Here is a 15,791-nt window from a genome sequence, read left to right as displayed (position 1 = left end):
GCGCCGCCCATCTCTGGGTTACGCCGCCTCCCAGGCTTGCCCGCTTCGATCCTCGCGCCCACCTCCTAGCCGGGTTGTTCGATCCGCCGGTAGATGGCCTTGGCAAACTGGTGCACGCCGTAGGCCAACAACCCCAGGCCGACCAGTGCCAGCAGGGTGCCCCCACCCAGCATGTGCAGCACCTCGCCGGTGTCGGCGGCTGCCTCCGCCGAATACAGGCGACCGGCGCGGAAGGTGAACCAGCCGACCGGCAGCAGGACCAAGCCCCGTGCGGCAGTGCCGATGCGACCGACCAGGGTCAAGCCGCGGGAGGTGTGTCCGCCGCTGGCGCCCATCCGTTTGTTCACATCGCCCTTGGCCGCCTTGACCAGCTGGTGGATGCCGTAGCCGGCCACGCCGAGCCCGGCAGCCATCACCAGCCACGCGCCCATCGGCTGGTCGAGCAGGCGAGCCACCCACACCTGCTGGCCATCGCCGCCCGCGCCCTCGCCGCGCGACAGCTGCCAGGCCGTCACTGCCAACGAGGCATAGATGACGCCGCTCAATGCGTAGAAAAGCCGCATGGCGACGCGCTTGGCGCCCGAATCCACGTGCTCGGGGTCCAGCAACGCCTGCACGAAGCGCCACGCGACGTGGCACAGCAGGCCCACCGCAATCGCCATGAGCATGATTCGGCCACCCTGCTCGTCGGTCAGCGACGCCAGCGACTCCTGGGTACCGCTCGGCCCGCCCGCCGCCAGGCCTGCCTTGACCGCGATCCCGCCAACGAGTCCGTAGACGATGCCCTTGGCGGCATACCCGATGCGCGCCACGGGCGGCACCCAGCTGGCGACTTCGTTGAGGGCTGCGCGGCCATTTCCGCCTATCGATGTATCCATGCTGGGAACTCCGCCAAATATCCAATCCAGCCTCGATTCTTGTCGCGGGAGCTGTCCCGGCTGCGTGAACCGGCTCCCGCCCGCGCGGCGCAAAACGCGCGCCGACGCCCGAAACAGCGCATAGTGCCGGGACGGCATGGCCGCCCGGGGCAATCGGCCCGGGGCGTATCGCCGAAGCTAAGAGGAACGAGAATGGCTACTCCGAAGGGCCGCTCACCGCGGCGTGAAACGTCGCGCAGCGCGACGTCCGGCTCCACGCACCCCAAGCGAAGCGAAAGCGAACGCATCGCGGAACACATCGCCGACTTCGAGCGCGGCGGTGGTCGCGTCGAGGTCCTGGGCACGACCCGCGTCCTGCAGAAGGTCGATGCTCCGGCGGCGACCGAAACCACCCCGGACGCATCCGCGGCGCCGCGCAAGCGCAAGCGCTGATGGCCACCCCGACCCCCGCAGGCCAAAGCCTGCGGGGGTCTGCATTCCCGGGCGCGCGGCCGCTCATCTCGGGCCAATGGCCCAGGGCGCGACAACGCCGCCCCATCGTTCCAATCACGCGGCACGCGCATTCCGCCGGCAGCTTCCGCGGGTGTACGTAGAACGGGCGCGCCCCTTTAGCGGAAAGGCAGCCGCGGGCTGAAGGATGGCTGAGGTCGCGCTGCCGACCCACTTCCGTTACTCCTGCGGCCCCACGGGCTGCCCCTCTAACCGCATCCGCGAACGGTGGCCGGGGTGCGTGTCGAAAACGACTTCCCATATCCGTCGCTACCATTGAAGGCGCGCCACCGGCGTGCCCGCGGCCCCGCCGCACCCCTGTCAGGAGCAGCGCATGTCCTACATCGACGGATTCGTCATCGCCGTAGCCAAGGCCAACAAGCAGAAGTTCATCGACCACTCGCGTGAAGTCGACCCGATGTTCATGGAGTTCGGCGCCCTGCGGGTCGTGGAGTGCTGGGGCGACGACGTCCCGGACGGCACGGTCACCGACTTCCGCAAGTCCGTGCAGGCCACATCCGAAGAAGTCGTGGTCTTCTCGTGGATCGAGTGGCCGGACAAGGCCACCCGCGACGCCGGGATGAAGAAGATGATGGACGACCCGCGCATGGACCCGGCTAAGAACCCCATGCCCTTCGACGGCAAGCGCATGATCTACGGCGGTTTCCAGCCCATCGTCGAACTGTCCTGAGAGCGTTGAAAGCGGGAAGCGCGCGGGTCCGGTGGCGGGGACCCGCCCGCCGGCCGCAGGGAGCGTAGCCAGCGGGGAGGACCCGCCAATGGCTTGATTCCACCCCGCCCGGCCCCACTGTCCGGAGTCGCATCCGCAACACGCACTCCGGACCCCACCATGACCGCAAACACCGAAACCCGCGCCTTCGAAGCCGAGGTCGCCCAGGTCCTGCACCTGGTCACCCACTCGCTGTACTCGCACAAGGAAATCTTCCTGCGCGAGCTGGTCTCCAACGCCTCCGATGCGCTGGACAAGCTGCGCTTCGAGTCAATTGCCGATCCCGCGCTGATGGCCGGCGAGGGCGAGTTGCATATCGACATCAGCGTCGACCAGGCCGCGCGCACGATCACCATCCGCGATAACGGCATCGGAATGTCGCGCGACGAGGTGGTCGCCAACATCGGCACCATCGCCAGTTCCGGCACGCGCCGGTTCCTGGACGCCATGGCGCAGGACGCCAAGGCCGACGCGCGCCTGATCGGCCAGTTCGGCGTGGGCTTCTATTCGGCATTCGTGGTCGCCGACCGCGTCACCGTGCTGACCCGCCGCGCCGGCGCCGACGCGTCTGAGGGCGTGAAATGGGAGAGCGATGGCCAGAGCCAGTACACCCTCGACCAGATCGACCTGCCCGAGCGCGGCACCGCCGTGGTGCTGCACCTGAAGAGTGACGAGGACGAGTTCCTCACGGCATGGACCCTGCGCTCGCTGGTCCACCGCTATTCCGAGCACATCGCCTTCTCCATCCGCATGCCAAAGGAAGTCGCGGTCGACGACGCGGCGCCCGAATGGGAGACCGTCAACGCCGCCTCGGCATTGTGGACGCTGCCCAAGTCCGGGATTTCCGACGAGGACTACCAGGGCTTCTACAAGTCGCTGGGGCACGATTTCAACGATGCGCTGGCGTGGAGCCACAACCGGGTCGAGGGCAGCCAGAGCTTCACCACCCTGCTCTACCTGCCGGCGCAGCCGCCGTTCGACCTGATGATGGGCGGGCGTGACGAGCGCAAGGGCGTGAAGCTCTACATCAAGCGCGTGTTCGTGATGGACGCCGCGGAGGAACTGCTGCCGAACTACCTGCGCTTCGTGCGCGGCGTGGTGGACGCCGACGACCTGCCGCTGAACGTCAGCCGCGAACTGCTGCAGCACAACCGCCAGCTGGAACGCATCAAGGCCAGCTGCGTGAAGCGCGTGCTCGACCTGGTCGAGACGCTGGCACGCGACGAGCCGGAAAAGTTCGCCACCTTCATCCAGGCCTTCGGCAACACGCTGAAGGAAGGCATCGTGGAGGATCCGTCCAATCGCGAACGGATTGCCAGACTGCTGCGTTTTGCCTCCACCAGGGGCGAGGGCGCGACGAAATCGGTCTCGCTGGATGACTACATCGCCCGCATGGCCGATAACCAGGACACGGTCTGGTACGTCACCGCCGAGACCCATGCGGCCGCCGCGGGTAGCCCCCAGCTGGAAGCTTTCAAGGCCCGCGGGATCGAAGTGCTGCTGATGTCCGACCGCATCGACGAGTGGATGCTCGGCTCGCTGCACGAGTACGACGGCAAGAGGCTGCAGCACGTGGCCAAGGGTGATTTGCCCGTGGACGAAGCCGGCAAACAGAAGCAGGAAGAAGTGGCCAAGGCCGCCGAGCCGCTGCTGGCTCGCATCAAGTCGCTGCTGGGCGAGCGCGTGGAGGACGTCCGGGTGTCGTCGCGACTGACCGATTCCCCGTCGTGTCTGGCCTTGTCCGACCACGAGATGGCCCCGCACTTCGCGCGCCTATTGCGCGAATCGGGACAGGACCTGCCCGACAGCCGGCCAACCCTGGAGGTCAATCCGGACCACGCCCTGCTCAAGCGGCTTGAAACCGAAGGCGACGACCGCAAAGCGGCCGACCTGGCGGGATTGCTGCTGGAGCAGGCGGAAATCGCCGCCGGCGCTCCGCTGCCGGACCCGGCCGCGTTCGTGCAGCGTATGAACCGGGTGCTGCTGGGCGGCTGACCGGGGCGCTTGACCGCGCGCGAAGCCCCGGCAACAATCGCGCCCCGAAGGGGAGTAGCTCCCAATCGCTGTGGCCGTCAGTTCGGGTGTCATGCCCCGGTCCAGCAGCCTGCCGCCCTGGCAGGCGGGCAAGACCTTCGCCGCAAGGCGACAGGTGCAATGCCCGGGCTACGTCACCCACCGACGTATCCGTCCGTATGGGCGCCCTCGAACCTCGCGTTCGAGGGCGCCTTTTTTCTTTGACGGAGCGGACGGATGGACACGATCGGCAACCCCTGGCTGTGGGGCGGATTCTTCCTGGTGGTGGTGGTGGCGCTGCTGGCCGACCTGGTGCTGATGCGTCACGGCGGACCGCACAAGGTGACGTTCCGCGAGGCCCTGTACTGGAGCATCGGATGGGTGATGCTGGCGCTGGCATTCAACGCCGGCCTGTGGTGGTACATGGTGGACACCGCCGGCCCCGTCGTCGGCAACCGCGTCGGGCTGGAGTTCCTCACCGGTTACCTGGTGGAGAAGGCGCTGGCGATCGACAACATCTTCGTCTTCCTGATGCTGTTCACGTACTTCGGCGTGCCGGCGCATTCACAGCAGCGCGTGCTGATCATCGGCGTGCTCGGCGCCATAGTGCTGCGCGCGATCATGATCTTCATCGGCGCGGCGCTGATCGTGCGCTTCCACTGGGTGCTCTACATATTCGGCGCGTTCCTGCTGCTGACCGGCATCAAGATGTGGATGGCAGCGGGCAAGGCGCCGGACATGGACAAGAACCCGATCCTGCGCTGGATCACCGGGCACCTCCCACTGGTCAGGCGCTACCACGGCGAAGCGCTGTGGATCGGCCAGGGCAGCCGTCGCAAGTACACGCCGCTGTTCGTGGTGCTGGTGATGATCGCGGTGACCGACGTGATCTTCGCGGTGGACTCGATCCCGGCCATCTTCGCCATCACCACCGACCCGTTCATCGTGCTGACGTCCAACGTGTTCGCGGTGCTCGGGCTGCGCGCGATGTTCTTCATGCTGGCCGGCATGGCCGACCGCTTCCACCTGCTGCCCTACGGCCTGGCGCTGGTACTCGGATTCATCGGCACCAAGATGCTGCTGGTGGACGTGTTCAAGATCCCGGTCGGGATCTCGCTGGGCGTGGTCGCGGTGATCATTGCCACCACGGTGGTGCTGAGCCTGAGGCGGCCGGCACTCGAGCAATCGTAGGAGAAGGGCTTGATCGGCCGATATGCATTTTTTGGGGAGTCGCCCCAGGACATGGTCAGGTAGGTGGAGCGCCCCCCGGGTGAGGCCAAGCCCGCATCCGGGACGGGGCGCTGCAAGCGCGACGAGACGCAGCGCGCTGGCGCGCGCCTGGCACGTGGGTGCTGCCGTGGCGCGGTGCGGTGCGGTGCGGTGCGGCCGATGGGCAGTCCGGGCTCACTACAGGTGGGCGGCCAGCATCCACACCGCCATGCCGACCATCATCAGGTTCTCGGTCAACGACACGAAGCCCAGCGGCACGCGGCTGCTGCCGCCGACACAGGCGCACTTGATGTCGCGCTTGTCCACGTACACCGCCTTGAACACCGACACCGCCCCAATGGTGCCGATGAACAGCGCCACGGGCGCCGACAGCCACGTCAGCACGCCGGCCAGCATCAGCACGCCGGCCGCGCCTTCGGCGAACGGGTAGATGTAGGAGTACGGCACCCAGCGCTTGGCCAGCAGGTCGTAGCCCAGGAACATGCTGGAGAACGACTCGACGTCCTGCAGTTTGAGCAGCGCCAGCGCGCACATGCTGATGGCGATGAACCACTCGATGGCACGCGGCGTGACGGGTGTGCCCGCCACCAGCTGGCTGACTGCCAGTGCCATCAGCGCGGTCATCGCGAACAGTGCCACCACCGGCCGGTAGCTGGTGGCCTTGGGGTCGCGGACCTTCATCCCGAAGTGCCGCCGCAGGTCGTCGTAGCCGCCGATGCGCTGACCGTCGATGAACACCTGCGGCGTGGTGGCGACGCCGTGCTCGGCCTTGAAGGCATCGGTCTGGGCCCGCGTGGCGAGGTGGCGGTCGTCGACCTGGTAACCCTTACGCTTGAGCAGGTCGACCGCCTTGATGCCGTAAGGGCACACGTGCTCGCCGGTCACCATGCGGTGGACCGTCGCACTCTTCCCGACGGTGGCGGCGGGGGTGGCGGTTGGGGTGGTTGGAGTGTCGTGTTGGGATGTGTTCATGGGGCGATCCTGGGTTGTGCGCTGCTGGGCAGGAACCTGTGTACCTTCCGTACCACGGTACGGAGTCAAGCATGAGCCTGCAGTCATGAGCGACCTCTCGATCTCGGCTTTCGCGCGCGCCGCCGGCGTTGGCGTGGAAACGGTCCGCTACTACCAGCGACGCAGCCTGCTGCCGGTCCCGTCACGCGGCGGCGCGACCCACGCACCCGGCATCAGGCGGTACGGCGCCGAGGACCTGCGTCGCCTGCGCTTCATCCGCGCCGGCCAGGCCGCCGGCTTCACCCTGGAGCAGATTGGCGAATTGCTCGCGCTTGACGCCACCCACGACCGGCAGCGGGTGCATCAACTGGCGACGGAACGGATCGCGGCACTGGACTGCAAGCTGGCCGAGTTGCAGGCCGCACGCGATGCACTTTCGCGGCTGGCGGGCCGCTGCGGCGGCGTGGCCGATGGCCGCCCGTGCCCCATCCTGGATGCCTTCGACCCCAGCGGTGACATTCCCTGAGGATCGGCACGCACGGCGCGGGATGAAGGTCAGTCGGCGGCGGACCCCTGCAGCAGCTGCAGGGTGAGTGGATCCGCGCGCCCTTCGAACCGCTCATCCAGTACCTGCTGGAAGGGACCGTCGTTGGTGGCTATGCCGAACAGCGTCATGCAAGAACGCAGTTTCAGGTCATCGGGTTGACCCAATATCGACCGCACCGATTGCTCCGATTCCAATACGGCCTGGCAGCACTCGCGCAAGCGCAGGCCCAGCAACGGGTGCGCCCAGTAGGCGCGTGCCTCCTCCACGCCCGCGAGCGCATAGCGACGCGCCATGGCGCTGTGGCCAAGGCCCTGCAACTGCGGAAAGACGAACCACACCCAGTGCGAGCGCTTGTGCCCACTGCGCAACTCGGCCAGCGCCGTGGCGTAGGCAGCGCGCTGGGCATCGACGAAGCGACCAAGCTCGAAAGAGGAGGAGGCAGCCATGCGCGGCAGTGTCGCGCACAGCGCAGGTTCAGCCAATTCACCCTTTTGGCCCCTGGCTGCACGGTATGCCCACGCATGCGTGCCTAGTCTGGAATGCCTACTGCAGCACCCCGTGCAAGGCCCGAGGCATGTCACCACCGCTCGCCCACGTCCCCTCCCCCGACCGGATCGAAACCCCACCCGAGGGCACTGATCCTGGTGAAGCCTTCATCCGCCATGTCGAGAGCCCCGAGTTCCCCTGTGTCGGCTCCAAGGCCGCGCTTGCGCAGGACGCGATCCGCACGATCCAATTGGCACCGCTCGGACAACGCAGCAACGATGCCCCGCTGCTGGATGGGCTTGCGAAGTTTTCCCGGCGCCTGGCTGCACAGCCGGCCGACTCCAGGGTGGTGCATTCGTTCGTCGCGATCTTCGACGGCCCGACCGACACCGATGAGGCCCGGTTCGAGGCGCTGCTGTGGTCGCAGCTGCAGCGCCTGCACCTGCTCGACGTTCGTCGGGGCCACGCGTGGGCGGACGGCGTCAGCCGCGACCCCGACAGTCCGCAGTTCAGCCTCAGCCTGGCGGGCCACCCGTTCTTCGTGATCGGCCTGCATCCGGGTGCATCGCGCGTTGCACGACGCTTCGACTGGCCGGTGATGGTGTTCAACTCCCACGTCCAGTTCGACCGCCTGCGCGAGGACGGACGCTACGCCAAGATGCAGAAGGCCACGCGTGCCCGCGACCTCGACCTGCAGGGTTCGATCAACCCCAACCTGGCCGACTTCGGCGTGGAGGCCGAGACCCGGCAATACAGCGGGCGCGAGGTCGAAGCCGACTGGAAGTGCCCCTTCAACCCCGTCAACGCATCCCGCAACCCGGGAGGCCCGCGTGACTGACGGCGACGCGACTGGCCGCAGTGATCGGGACTGCATTCGTATTCCCCCGTGTTCGGCCCACGCGGTCGAACTGGATGCAGGCGACGAGCTGCTGGTCATCGACCCGCAGGGTCAGCAGGTGAGCGACCTGGTGGCCTTCAACCGTGATGACCTGGACGAGTACCTGTCGTCGGGACGTTCGATCGACTACGCCTCCAAGCTCTGGCTGAGCACCGGCGACCTGCTCTACTCCAACCGCAGCCGCCCGATGTTCGACATCGTCCAGGACACCTGCGGCCGTCACGACTTCACCCTCACGCCCTGCTCCAAGGACACCTTCTCGATCATCTACGGTGAGACCGGGAACCGGCCGGGATGCGAGGGCAACCTCGCTCTGGCTCTGGCGCCCTATGGCATCGGGGTCGATCGCGTGCCGATTGCATTCAACGTGTTCATGAACGTCTCGGTGGACGGCGATACCGGCCGTATCGAGGTGTTGCCCCCCAAGAGCCGCGCCGGCGACCTGATCCGCCTGCGCGCGCGCATGCCACTGGTGGTGGCGATGACAGCGTGCTCGGCCGGCCAATCCAACAACTTCCAGTACAAGCCGATCGACTACCGCGTGGTACGCGGTGAACGGGCGCCAGGCGCCAACGTCGATGGCAATCGACAGGAGTGAGTGGCACCCGCACCACGCGGGAACTGCCGTTCGCACTGTGCAGGGCGGCGCAGCCGTCCCTTCCGCGCACGTGTTGCGCTCCATTCCGGCGCGTGACCTGCGCCGGACCCAGCAAGGAGATCATCCGATGACCAAGAACGAGCAGACATCCAGATCCGCCGCCAGCAGCGCGTCGGAAACCCTGTCCAGCGACGCAACCGGTGATGCGTCCAAGTCCGCGGCAGCCAGCGCGCTGGCCCAGCACAAGGCACCGGGCAAGGCCACGTCGGCGGAGGCCGCCAGTGCCGCCTCCAAGGTGTTGCGCGATGGCCGGACCTCTGACACGTCCAAGTCCGCCGCGGGCAGCGCCCTTGCGCAGACGCCGTCGTCCGGGAACAAGTAACCACTAAGTGCCCGCGGTGTCCCGTCGGGGCGCCCTTGCCCTCAGAGGCCCGGTTGGAACGCGTGTGGCCAACCAGTCATGCGTGCGGCGCCCAGGGGGCGCCGCACGCATATGGGTCTTGCGCCGCCTGGCGCGCAAACCCGTGGACCCGTCGGAACGGGCTCAGCCACCCGCGTCCGGCAGGGGCGTCGATGCCCAGTCCAGCGCCGGGGCGTGTTCGGCACCCGGGAACACGCGCAGGTCGATGCGCGGGAAGAACGCCGACCCGAACCGCACCAGCCCGGTCAGCCAGTCGCTGTCGGTGACCACCGCGCCGCGCGCGAACCGGTGCAGCTCGCGCAGCTTGCGTACCGAGTACGCCACGTCCTTGCCGAACGCGGCGGGCGTCATCCCGCTCATGCCCCGCATGTCGAAGAACACCGCAATGCGCTCCTGGCTGGCCAGCCGCGCCTCGAGCGCCGCCACGACGGCGTCATAGCCGTCCTCGGTCAGCTTGCCCTCGACTCGGAACGCTACGACGTGGGGCGGTGCAGGCAGTTCGGTGACCATGGCGGACTCCATGCTGGACTGTCGGCCATTGAATCGCGGGCGGCATTAAGCAGGAGTCAACAGCGACCCCGCCACACACGAGGATTCCGGAGCGACCCACTGCAGCCAACCCGGGGAATCCAGACCACCCGCCCCCACCCCTTGCGACAGACGGTCCGCGCCGGGTCGGTGGCGGCTACGCCATCGGTCGTTTCAGCCCCTGATCGTCCGCGCACCGGGTCGCGATGTCGTAGCCGGCGTCGGCATGCCGCAGCACCCCGGTTGCCGGATCGTTCCAGAGCACGCGGGCGATGCGCCTGTCGGCCTCTTCGCTGCCATCGCAGACGATCACCACGCCGCTGTGCTGGCTGTAACCCATGCCAACGCCACCGCCGTGGTGCAGGCTGACCCAGGTCGCGCCACCGGCGACGTTGAGCATGGCGTTGAGCAACGGCCAGTCGCTGACCGCATCGCTGCCGTCCAGCATGGCTTCGGTCTCGCGATTGGGGCTGGCGACGCTGCCCGAATCCAGGTGGTCACGGCCGATCACCACCGGCGCCTTGAGCTCGCCGTTGCGGACCATCTCGTTGAACGCGAGTCCGAGCTTGTCGCGCAGCCCCAGGCCTACCCAGCAAATGCGCGCCGGGAGGCCCTGGAACTCGATGCGCTCCCGCGCCAGGTCCAGCCAGTTGTGTAGCGCGGCGTCGTCGGGGATCAACTCCTTGACCTTGGCATCGGTCCTGTAGATGTCCTCGGGGTCGCCCGACAACGCGACCCAGCGGAACGGGCCGATGCCGCGGCAGAACAACGGGCGAACGTAGGCGGGCACGAATCCGGGGAAGTCGAACGCGGCCGTGCAGCCTTCGTCCTTGGCCATCTGGCGGATGTTGTTGCCGTAGTCGAAGGTCGGGATGCCCTGGCGTTGGAATTCAAGCATCGCCTCCACGTGGACGCGCATCGAGGCCTTGGCCGCGTCGCGCACGCGCTCGGGCTCGGCCTGTTGCCCGGCCAGCCACTGCTCGACCGTCCAACCCGCCGGCAGGTAGCCGTGCACGGGGTCGTGGGCGCTGGTCTGGTCGGTGACGGCATCGGGCCGGACGCCGCGTCGCACCAGCTCCGGGAGCACTTCGGCGGCGTTGCCCAGCAGTGCGATCGACTTGGCCTCGCCGGCGCGTGTATAGGCATCAATGCGGGCGAGCGCGTCATCCAGGTCGGTCGCCTGCTCGTCGACGTAGCGGGTCTTGAGGCGGAAATCGATCCGGCTCTGCTGGCACTCGATGTTGAGGCTGCAGGCGCCGGCGAGGGACGCTGCCAGCGGCTGCGCACCGCCCATCCCGCCCAGGCCGGCGGTGAGGATCCACTTGCCCCGGAGGCTGCCTCCATGGTGCTGGCGCCCCATCTCCACGAACGTCTCGTACGTCCCCTGGACGATGCCCTGGCTGCCGATGTAGATCCAGCTGCCCGCGGTCATCTGGCCGTACATCATCAGGCCCTTGCGATCGAGCTCGTGGAAGTGCTCCCAGGTCGCCCAGGCGGGCACCAGGTTGGAGTTGGCGATCAGCACGCGCGGCGCGTCTGCGTGGGTCGGCAGCACGCCGACCGGCTTGCCCGACTGCACCAACAGGGTCTCGTCGTCACCCAGCGTCTTCAGCGTCGCCAGGATCGCATCAAAGCTCTCCCAGTCGCGCGCGGCACGGCCGATGCCGCCATAGACCACCAGGTCCTCCGGGCGCTCGGCCACGTCCGGGTCGAGGTTGTTCTGCAACATGCGGAACGGGGCTTCGGTCAGCCAGGACCGGCAGTTCAGCTCGTTGCCACGCGGGGCGCGGACGGTGCGGGAGGGGTCGTGGCGGGTGGACATCGGGCAGGCCCTGCGGCGGAAGCGAAGTGCCGGATTATCGCAGGGGTGGCGCGGGGGCCGGAAACGACGACGCCCGGCGGCGCCGGGCGTCAGGTCGCTGCGCGGGGCGCAGTCCGTCAGTAGATGGAGGTGTCCAGCCGGCGCAACGCGTCGGCCATGTCCACCGAGCCGGTGCGCTCAAGGTCACTGCGGCTGTAGACACGTCCATTGGCCATTACGCAATCGCGCCCCTTCTCGCGCGTCGTACGGGTATGGATACGCGTCCCCGTATGGCGCATGCAATTGCGGTCGGCATCGACCTGCACTTCGGCTTCGGTCTGCAGGTGGGCTTCGATTCGGGTATTCGCCTCGCTTTCGGCCGGCGGCTGGGCGGAGACGGCGAACGCGGCCGCTCCCAGTACGCTGGCGGCCAGCAGGCGCTTGGTCGTCGGATGGTTCATGGCGTCACCTCGCGGTAGGGGGACACAACTGCAGCAGTGCTGCGCCCACCCACCATACGCCGATCCGGTGGCGACGGGCCGCTCGCCAGCGGCGCGTTTACGGCACCGTCAGCCTGCTGGAGCGGGCCGGCGGGACACGTCCGCTCCGGTCTCGGCTTCCCGGCCAGCGTGCGAGATGGCGAACTGCGCGATCCGGCAACAATCGTCCGGCACACTGGCCCCATGCGAATGATCTCCACCGCCTCGGCTGCCCTGATCGTCCTGCTGCTGTCCGCCTGCGTCTCGCCCCGGGGGATGCAGGCGCCGGCACCCACCGCCTCCGTGCTGCTGGTCTCGCTGGACGGGTTCCACCCGCGCTACCTCGGCCGCGGCATGACCCCGACCCTGGATGCCCTGGCGGCGGGCGGCGTACGCGCCCAATGGATGGCCCCGTCGTATCCCTCGCTGACGTTCCCCAACCACTACACCCTGGTGACGGGCCTGAGGCCGGACCGCCACGGCATCGTCCACAACACCATGCAGGACGCCGCGCTGGGCGGATTCAAGCTCGGCGACCGGACCGCCGTGGGTGATGGGCGCTGGTGGGGCGGCGAGCCCCTCTGGGCCACGGCCGAACGCGCCGGCCTGCCGACAGCGACGCTGTCCTGGCCGGGCAGCGAGGCCGCCGTCGGCGGAGTGCGCCCGACCCGCTGGAACGAGTTCGACAAGCACCGGCCGATCGATGACCGGGTCGATACCGTGCTGGGCTGGTTGCGCGAGCCCCCGGCGACGCGCCCCCGTTTCGCCACGCTGTACTTCGAGCACCTGGACTCGGCCGCGCACGAGCACGGGCCGGATTCGCGACAGGCCCATGCAGCAGTGGCGCGTCTGGATGCGGCGCTGGGGCGACTGGTGCAGGGATTGGGGGCCGCCGGGCTGGATGGCGCGGTGAACCTGGTGATCACCTCCGACCACGGCATGGCGCCGGTGCCGCCCGGGCAGGTGGTGATCGTCGAGGACATGGTCGACCCGGCCGACGCCCGGGTGGTGACGACCGGGCAATCGGTCGGCTTCGAGCCGCTCCCCGGACGACGCACGCAGGCGGAAGCCCGCCTGCTGGGGCGCCAGGGCCCATACGAATGCTGGCGCAAGGGCGAGCTCCCGGCTCGCTGGCACTACGGCACCCACCGGCGCGTGCCGGCGATCGTCTGCCAGATGGACGAAGGGTGGGACGCGATCCGACGTGAGAGGTTGGCGCGCCGGCCCTCGCACGAACGCGGCTCGCACGGTTTCGATCCCGCCCTGCCGTCGATGCGCGCCCTGTTCATTGCCCATGGGCCGGCGTTCCGGATCGGCGTGGCGCTGCCACCGATCGACAACGTGGACGTGTATCCGTTGCTCGCGCGGCTGGTTGGCGTGCCGGCAGCGACAAACGATGGCGATGCGCAGGCGCTGCTCCCCGCTCTACGCACGACGAATCCGTGACCCCTGCAGGAGCGACCTGAATCGCGATCGACCTTCCCGCCCTGACGATCTCGCGACTTACCTCTCTCCTGCAACCCCTGTTGCTGTTGCAGGAGCGGCTTCAGCCGCAATGCTTTTCCCGTCGCGCGATCGTGCATCCGATCACGGCTGAAGCCGCTCCTGCAGGGGCTGTCCGGGCGCCAATAATGATGTCCGAATCCGGCGAGTCCCTCCCCCGGCCCGGTGCTAGCCTGCATCCATGGTCGCCCTCTCCGCCCCCGTCGACATCGCCTTCGAGCCCCTGCCGGCCCCAGCGGTCTGCGACCAGGCGCGGCTGAGCCGCGATGCGCGGTTCGACGGGCTGTTCTTCACCGCGGTTCGCAGTACCGGCATCTACTGCCGCCCGGTGTGCCCGGCACCGACGCCCCGGCGTGAAAACGTGAGCTATTACCGCCACGCCGCCGCAGCCGAAGCCGCCGGCTACCGGCCCTGCCTGCGCTGCCGACCCGAGCTGGCCCCCGGCGACGGCACCTGGCGGCGCGGCGACACGACGGTCGCCCGCGCGCTCAAGCTGATCGAGGAGGGCGCGCTGGTGGACGCCCCGGTGGCCTCGCTGGCAGAACGCCTGAACCTGGGCGAGCGCCAGTTGCGGCGGCTGTTCGTCGACCGGCTGGGCGCCGCCCCGCTGGGGGTGCATGGCACCCGCCGGCTGCTGTTCGCCAAACAACTGCTCACCGAGACCGCGATGCCCATCACCGACGTGGCAATGGCGGCCGGCTTCGGCAGCCTGCGGCGCTTCAATACCGCGTTCAAGGACGCCTACCGCATGGCCCCTCGCGAGTTGCGCCAGCGGCCGCGCGAGGCGATGGGCGAGACGCTGGTACTGCGGCTGGGCTACCGGCCGCCGTACGACCTGCCGGCGATGCTCGAGTTCCTGCGCGGGCGCTCGCTGCCCGGCGTGGAGGTCGTGGACTCCCACGGGTATGCCCGCGTCCTGGCCCCCGAAGGCCCGGGCGCGGCCGCCGGCTGGCTGCGCGTGGGCGCATGGCCGGGCGGCGAACACGCGCTTAGGCTGGAACTGCACGGCACCTCGCCTGCCCGCCTGCTGCCGGTGGTCAACCGGCTGCGGCGCATGTTCGACCTGGATGCCGATCCCCTGGCGATCGGCGACGCACTGTCGGCCGACCGGCGCCTTCGTCCGCTGCTGCACGCCAGGCCGGGCCTGCGGCTGCCCAGCGGCTGGGACGGGTTCGAGATCGCGGTGCGCGCGGTGCTGGGCCAGCAGGTCAGCGTCGCCGCCGCACGTACGCTCGCCACCCGCCTGGCGCACCGCTTCGGAACGCCGCTGGCAACGTCGCCGGCGGAGGGGCTGACCCACCTGTTCCCAACGCCCGCGGACCTGGCCGAAGCCGACCTGGCCGCGATCGGCCTGACCCGGGCGCGCGCCGACACGGTACGCACGGTGGCCGCCGCGGTGCTCGATGGCCGGGTGGACTTCCACGCCGAGCGCACCCTGCAGGACTTCACCGGGCGATGGGTCGACCTGCGCGGCATCGGCCCGTGGACCGCGCAGTACATCGCGATGCGCGCTTTGGGCCACCCCGACGCGTTTCCCGCCGAGGACCTGGTGTTGCAGAAGACGCTGGCGGGAGGCGGCACCCGCTTGACCGCCAAGACCCTGTCGGCCCGCGCCGAAGCCTGGCGGCCCTGGCGCGCGTATGCGGTCATCCATCTGTGGCGGCAGGCGTCCCTGGCCGCGCCGGCCCCGCGTCAATCACGATCGAGGACATCGACATGACCACGTACTGGACCCGCATCGACAGCCCGGTTGGCCCGCTGTCCCTCGCCGCCGACGACGACGCCCTACGCGCCATCGAGTTCCCCGACAACCGGCACCGGGCAAAGCGCGGGGCTGACTGGCGGGAAGGCACGAACGCGGTGATCAAGGCGGCCGCGACGCAACTGGACGAGTATTTCGCCGGCACCCGCCACGCGTTCGAGCTCCCCCTCGCACCGCGCGGCACGCCGTTCCAGCGCGAGGTGTGGGAGGCACTGGACTCCATCCCCTACGGCGGCACCTGGAGCTACGCGCAGCTGGCCGCACGCATCGGCAGGCCCATGGCGATGCGCGCGGTCGGCGCCGCCAACGGCCGCAACCCGCTGCCCATCGTGCGGCCCTGCCACCGGGTGATCGGCGCCGACGGCTCGCTCACCGGTTTCGGTGGCGGCCTGCCGACCAAGCGCTTCCTGCTGGAACTGGAAGGCGGGCTTCCCGCGCCAAGTGCACGCGCAAGCGACCTCTTCGCAACGGCCTGAG

The 15,791-nt window shown here is 68.8% G+C and carries 17 protein-coding genes; 11 read left to right on the top strand and 6 right to left on the bottom strand.

Going from position 1 to position 15,791, the window contains the following annotated elements; genetic code table 11:
• Positions 1–65: 65 nt before the first annotated feature.
• A complete protein-coding gene (locus ACJQWL_RS07875) occupies positions 66–878 on the bottom strand; it encodes a DUF1206 domain-containing protein (RefSeq protein ID WP_330968084.1) in 813 nt (270 codons plus the stop codon).
• A gap of 192 nt (positions 879–1,070) precedes the next feature.
• Here ACJQWL_RS07875 and ACJQWL_RS07870 point away from each other — a divergent pair, with 192 nt between their 5' ends.
• The 4 genes from ACJQWL_RS07870 (at position 1,071) to ACJQWL_RS07855 (ending at position 5,301) form a co-directional block, all read left to right on the top strand.
• Positions 1,071–1,310 carry a hypothetical protein gene (locus ACJQWL_RS07870; RefSeq protein WP_330968083.1) on the top strand — a complete coding sequence of 80 codons (240 nt, stop codon included), beginning with the start codon at positions 1,071–1,073 and terminating at the stop codon, positions 1,308–1,310.
• A gap of 391 nt (positions 1,311–1,701) precedes the next feature.
• Entirely contained in the window at positions 1,702–2,058 is a 357-nt protein-coding gene (locus ACJQWL_RS07865) for a DUF1428 domain-containing protein (RefSeq protein WP_330968082.1), read from the top strand.
• A 159-nt stretch (positions 2,059–2,217) separates the two neighbouring features.
• On the top strand, positions 2,218–4,092 hold the full coding sequence (gene htpG, locus ACJQWL_RS07860; RefSeq protein WP_330968081.1) for a molecular chaperone HtpG: 1,875 nt from the start codon (positions 2,218–2,220) through the stop codon (positions 4,090–4,092).
• Positions 4,093–4,347: 255 nt separating this feature from the next.
• Complete coding sequence (locus ACJQWL_RS07855) at positions 4,348–5,301, top strand: TerC family protein (protein ID WP_330968080.1); 954 nt, start codon at positions 4,348–4,350, stop codon at positions 5,299–5,301.
• Positions 5,302–5,517: 216 nt separating this feature from the next.
• On the opposite strand, the gene ACJQWL_RS07850 is transcribed toward ACJQWL_RS07855, so the two are convergent.
• Positions 5,518–6,312, bottom strand: a complete 795-nt coding sequence (locus tag ACJQWL_RS07850; RefSeq protein WP_330968079.1) for a MauE/DoxX family redox-associated membrane protein — start codon at positions 6,310–6,312, stop codon at positions 5,518–5,520.
• A gap of 85 nt (positions 6,313–6,397) precedes the next feature.
• On the opposite strand from ACJQWL_RS07850, the gene ACJQWL_RS07845 reads away from it, so the two are divergent.
• Positions 6,398–6,817: a MerR family DNA-binding protein gene (locus ACJQWL_RS07845; RefSeq protein WP_330968078.1), complete on the top strand. Its 420-nt coding sequence runs from the start codon at positions 6,398–6,400 to the stop codon at positions 6,815–6,817.
• A 29-nt stretch (positions 6,818–6,846) separates the two neighbouring features.
• Here the strand turns inward: ACJQWL_RS07845 and ACJQWL_RS07840 are convergent, their stop codons facing one another.
• The gene (locus tag ACJQWL_RS07840) at positions 6,847–7,284 is read right to left on the bottom strand and encodes a DUF1810 domain-containing protein (RefSeq protein ID WP_330968077.1); all 438 of its coding nucleotides are present in this window, start codon (positions 7,282–7,284) and stop codon (positions 6,847–6,849) included.
• A gap of 128 nt (positions 7,285–7,412) precedes the next feature.
• On the opposite strand from ACJQWL_RS07840, the gene gntA reads away from it, so the two are divergent.
• The 3 genes from gntA (at position 7,413) to ACJQWL_RS07825 (ending at position 9,202) form a co-directional block, all read left to right on the top strand.
• Entirely contained in the window at positions 7,413–8,162 is a 750-nt protein-coding gene (gntA, locus tag ACJQWL_RS07835; RefSeq protein WP_330968076.1) for a guanitoxin biosynthesis heme-dependent pre-guanitoxin N-hydroxylase GntA, read from the top strand.
• Positions 8,155–8,820, top strand: coding sequence for a DUF1989 domain-containing protein (locus ACJQWL_RS07830; protein ID WP_330968075.1), 666 nt, complete (start codon positions 8,155–8,157; stop codon positions 8,818–8,820). The genes gntA and ACJQWL_RS07830 overlap by 8 nt, the downstream gene beginning before the upstream one ends.
• Before the next feature lie 127 nt (positions 8,821–8,947).
• Positions 8,948–9,202, top strand: a complete 255-nt coding sequence (locus ACJQWL_RS07825; RefSeq protein ID WP_330968074.1) for a hypothetical protein — start codon at positions 8,948–8,950, stop codon at positions 9,200–9,202.
• A gap of 162 nt (positions 9,203–9,364) precedes the next feature.
• Here the strand turns inward: ACJQWL_RS07825 and ACJQWL_RS07820 are convergent, their stop codons facing one another.
• The 3 genes from ACJQWL_RS07820 to ACJQWL_RS07810 form a co-directional block, all read right to left on the bottom strand.
• A complete protein-coding gene (locus tag ACJQWL_RS07820; RefSeq protein WP_330968073.1) occupies positions 9,365–9,751 on the bottom strand; it encodes a SpoIIAA family protein in 387 nt (128 codons plus the stop codon).
• 175 nt (positions 9,752–9,926) lie between these two features.
• Positions 9,927–11,591: a urocanate hydratase gene (gene hutU, locus ACJQWL_RS07815; protein ID WP_330968072.1), complete on the bottom strand. Its 1,665-nt coding sequence runs from the start codon at positions 11,589–11,591 to the stop codon at positions 9,927–9,929.
• 116 nt (positions 11,592–11,707) lie between these two features.
• Complete coding sequence (locus ACJQWL_RS07810; RefSeq protein WP_330968071.1) at positions 11,708–12,031, bottom strand: hypothetical protein; 324 nt, start codon at positions 12,029–12,031, stop codon at positions 11,708–11,710.
• A gap of 222 nt (positions 12,032–12,253) precedes the next feature.
• Between ACJQWL_RS07810 and ACJQWL_RS07805 the strand changes: the two genes are divergently transcribed.
• The 3 genes from ACJQWL_RS07805 to ACJQWL_RS07795 all read left to right on the top strand — a co-directional run bounded on the left by ACJQWL_RS07805 (position 12,254) and on the right by ACJQWL_RS07795 (position 15,790).
• The gene (locus ACJQWL_RS07805) at positions 12,254–13,495 is read left to right on the top strand and encodes an alkaline phosphatase family protein (protein ID WP_411300820.1); all 1,242 of its coding nucleotides are present in this window, start codon (positions 12,254–12,256) and stop codon (positions 13,493–13,495) included.
• Between the two features lie 238 nt (positions 13,496–13,733).
• Complete coding sequence (locus ACJQWL_RS07800; protein WP_330968070.1) at positions 13,734–15,272, top strand: AlkA N-terminal domain-containing protein; 1,539 nt, start codon at positions 13,734–13,736, stop codon at positions 15,270–15,272.
• The gene (locus ACJQWL_RS07795; RefSeq protein WP_330968069.1) at positions 15,269–15,790 is read left to right on the top strand and encodes a methylated-DNA--[protein]-cysteine S-methyltransferase; all 522 of its coding nucleotides are present in this window, start codon (positions 15,269–15,271) and stop codon (positions 15,788–15,790) included. The genes ACJQWL_RS07800 and ACJQWL_RS07795 overlap by 4 nt, the downstream gene beginning before the upstream one ends.
• The last annotated feature ends 1 nt before the right edge of the window (position 15,791 follow it).

The organism is Novilysobacter viscosus, assembly GCF_046600715.1.
In the GTDB taxonomy this organism is placed as follows: domain Bacteria; phylum Pseudomonadota; class Gammaproteobacteria; order Xanthomonadales; family Xanthomonadaceae; genus Lysobacter_C; species Lysobacter_C viscosus.
Note: the sequence above shows the minus strand (reverse complement) of the source record. Positions and strands in the feature narration are given on the sequence as shown.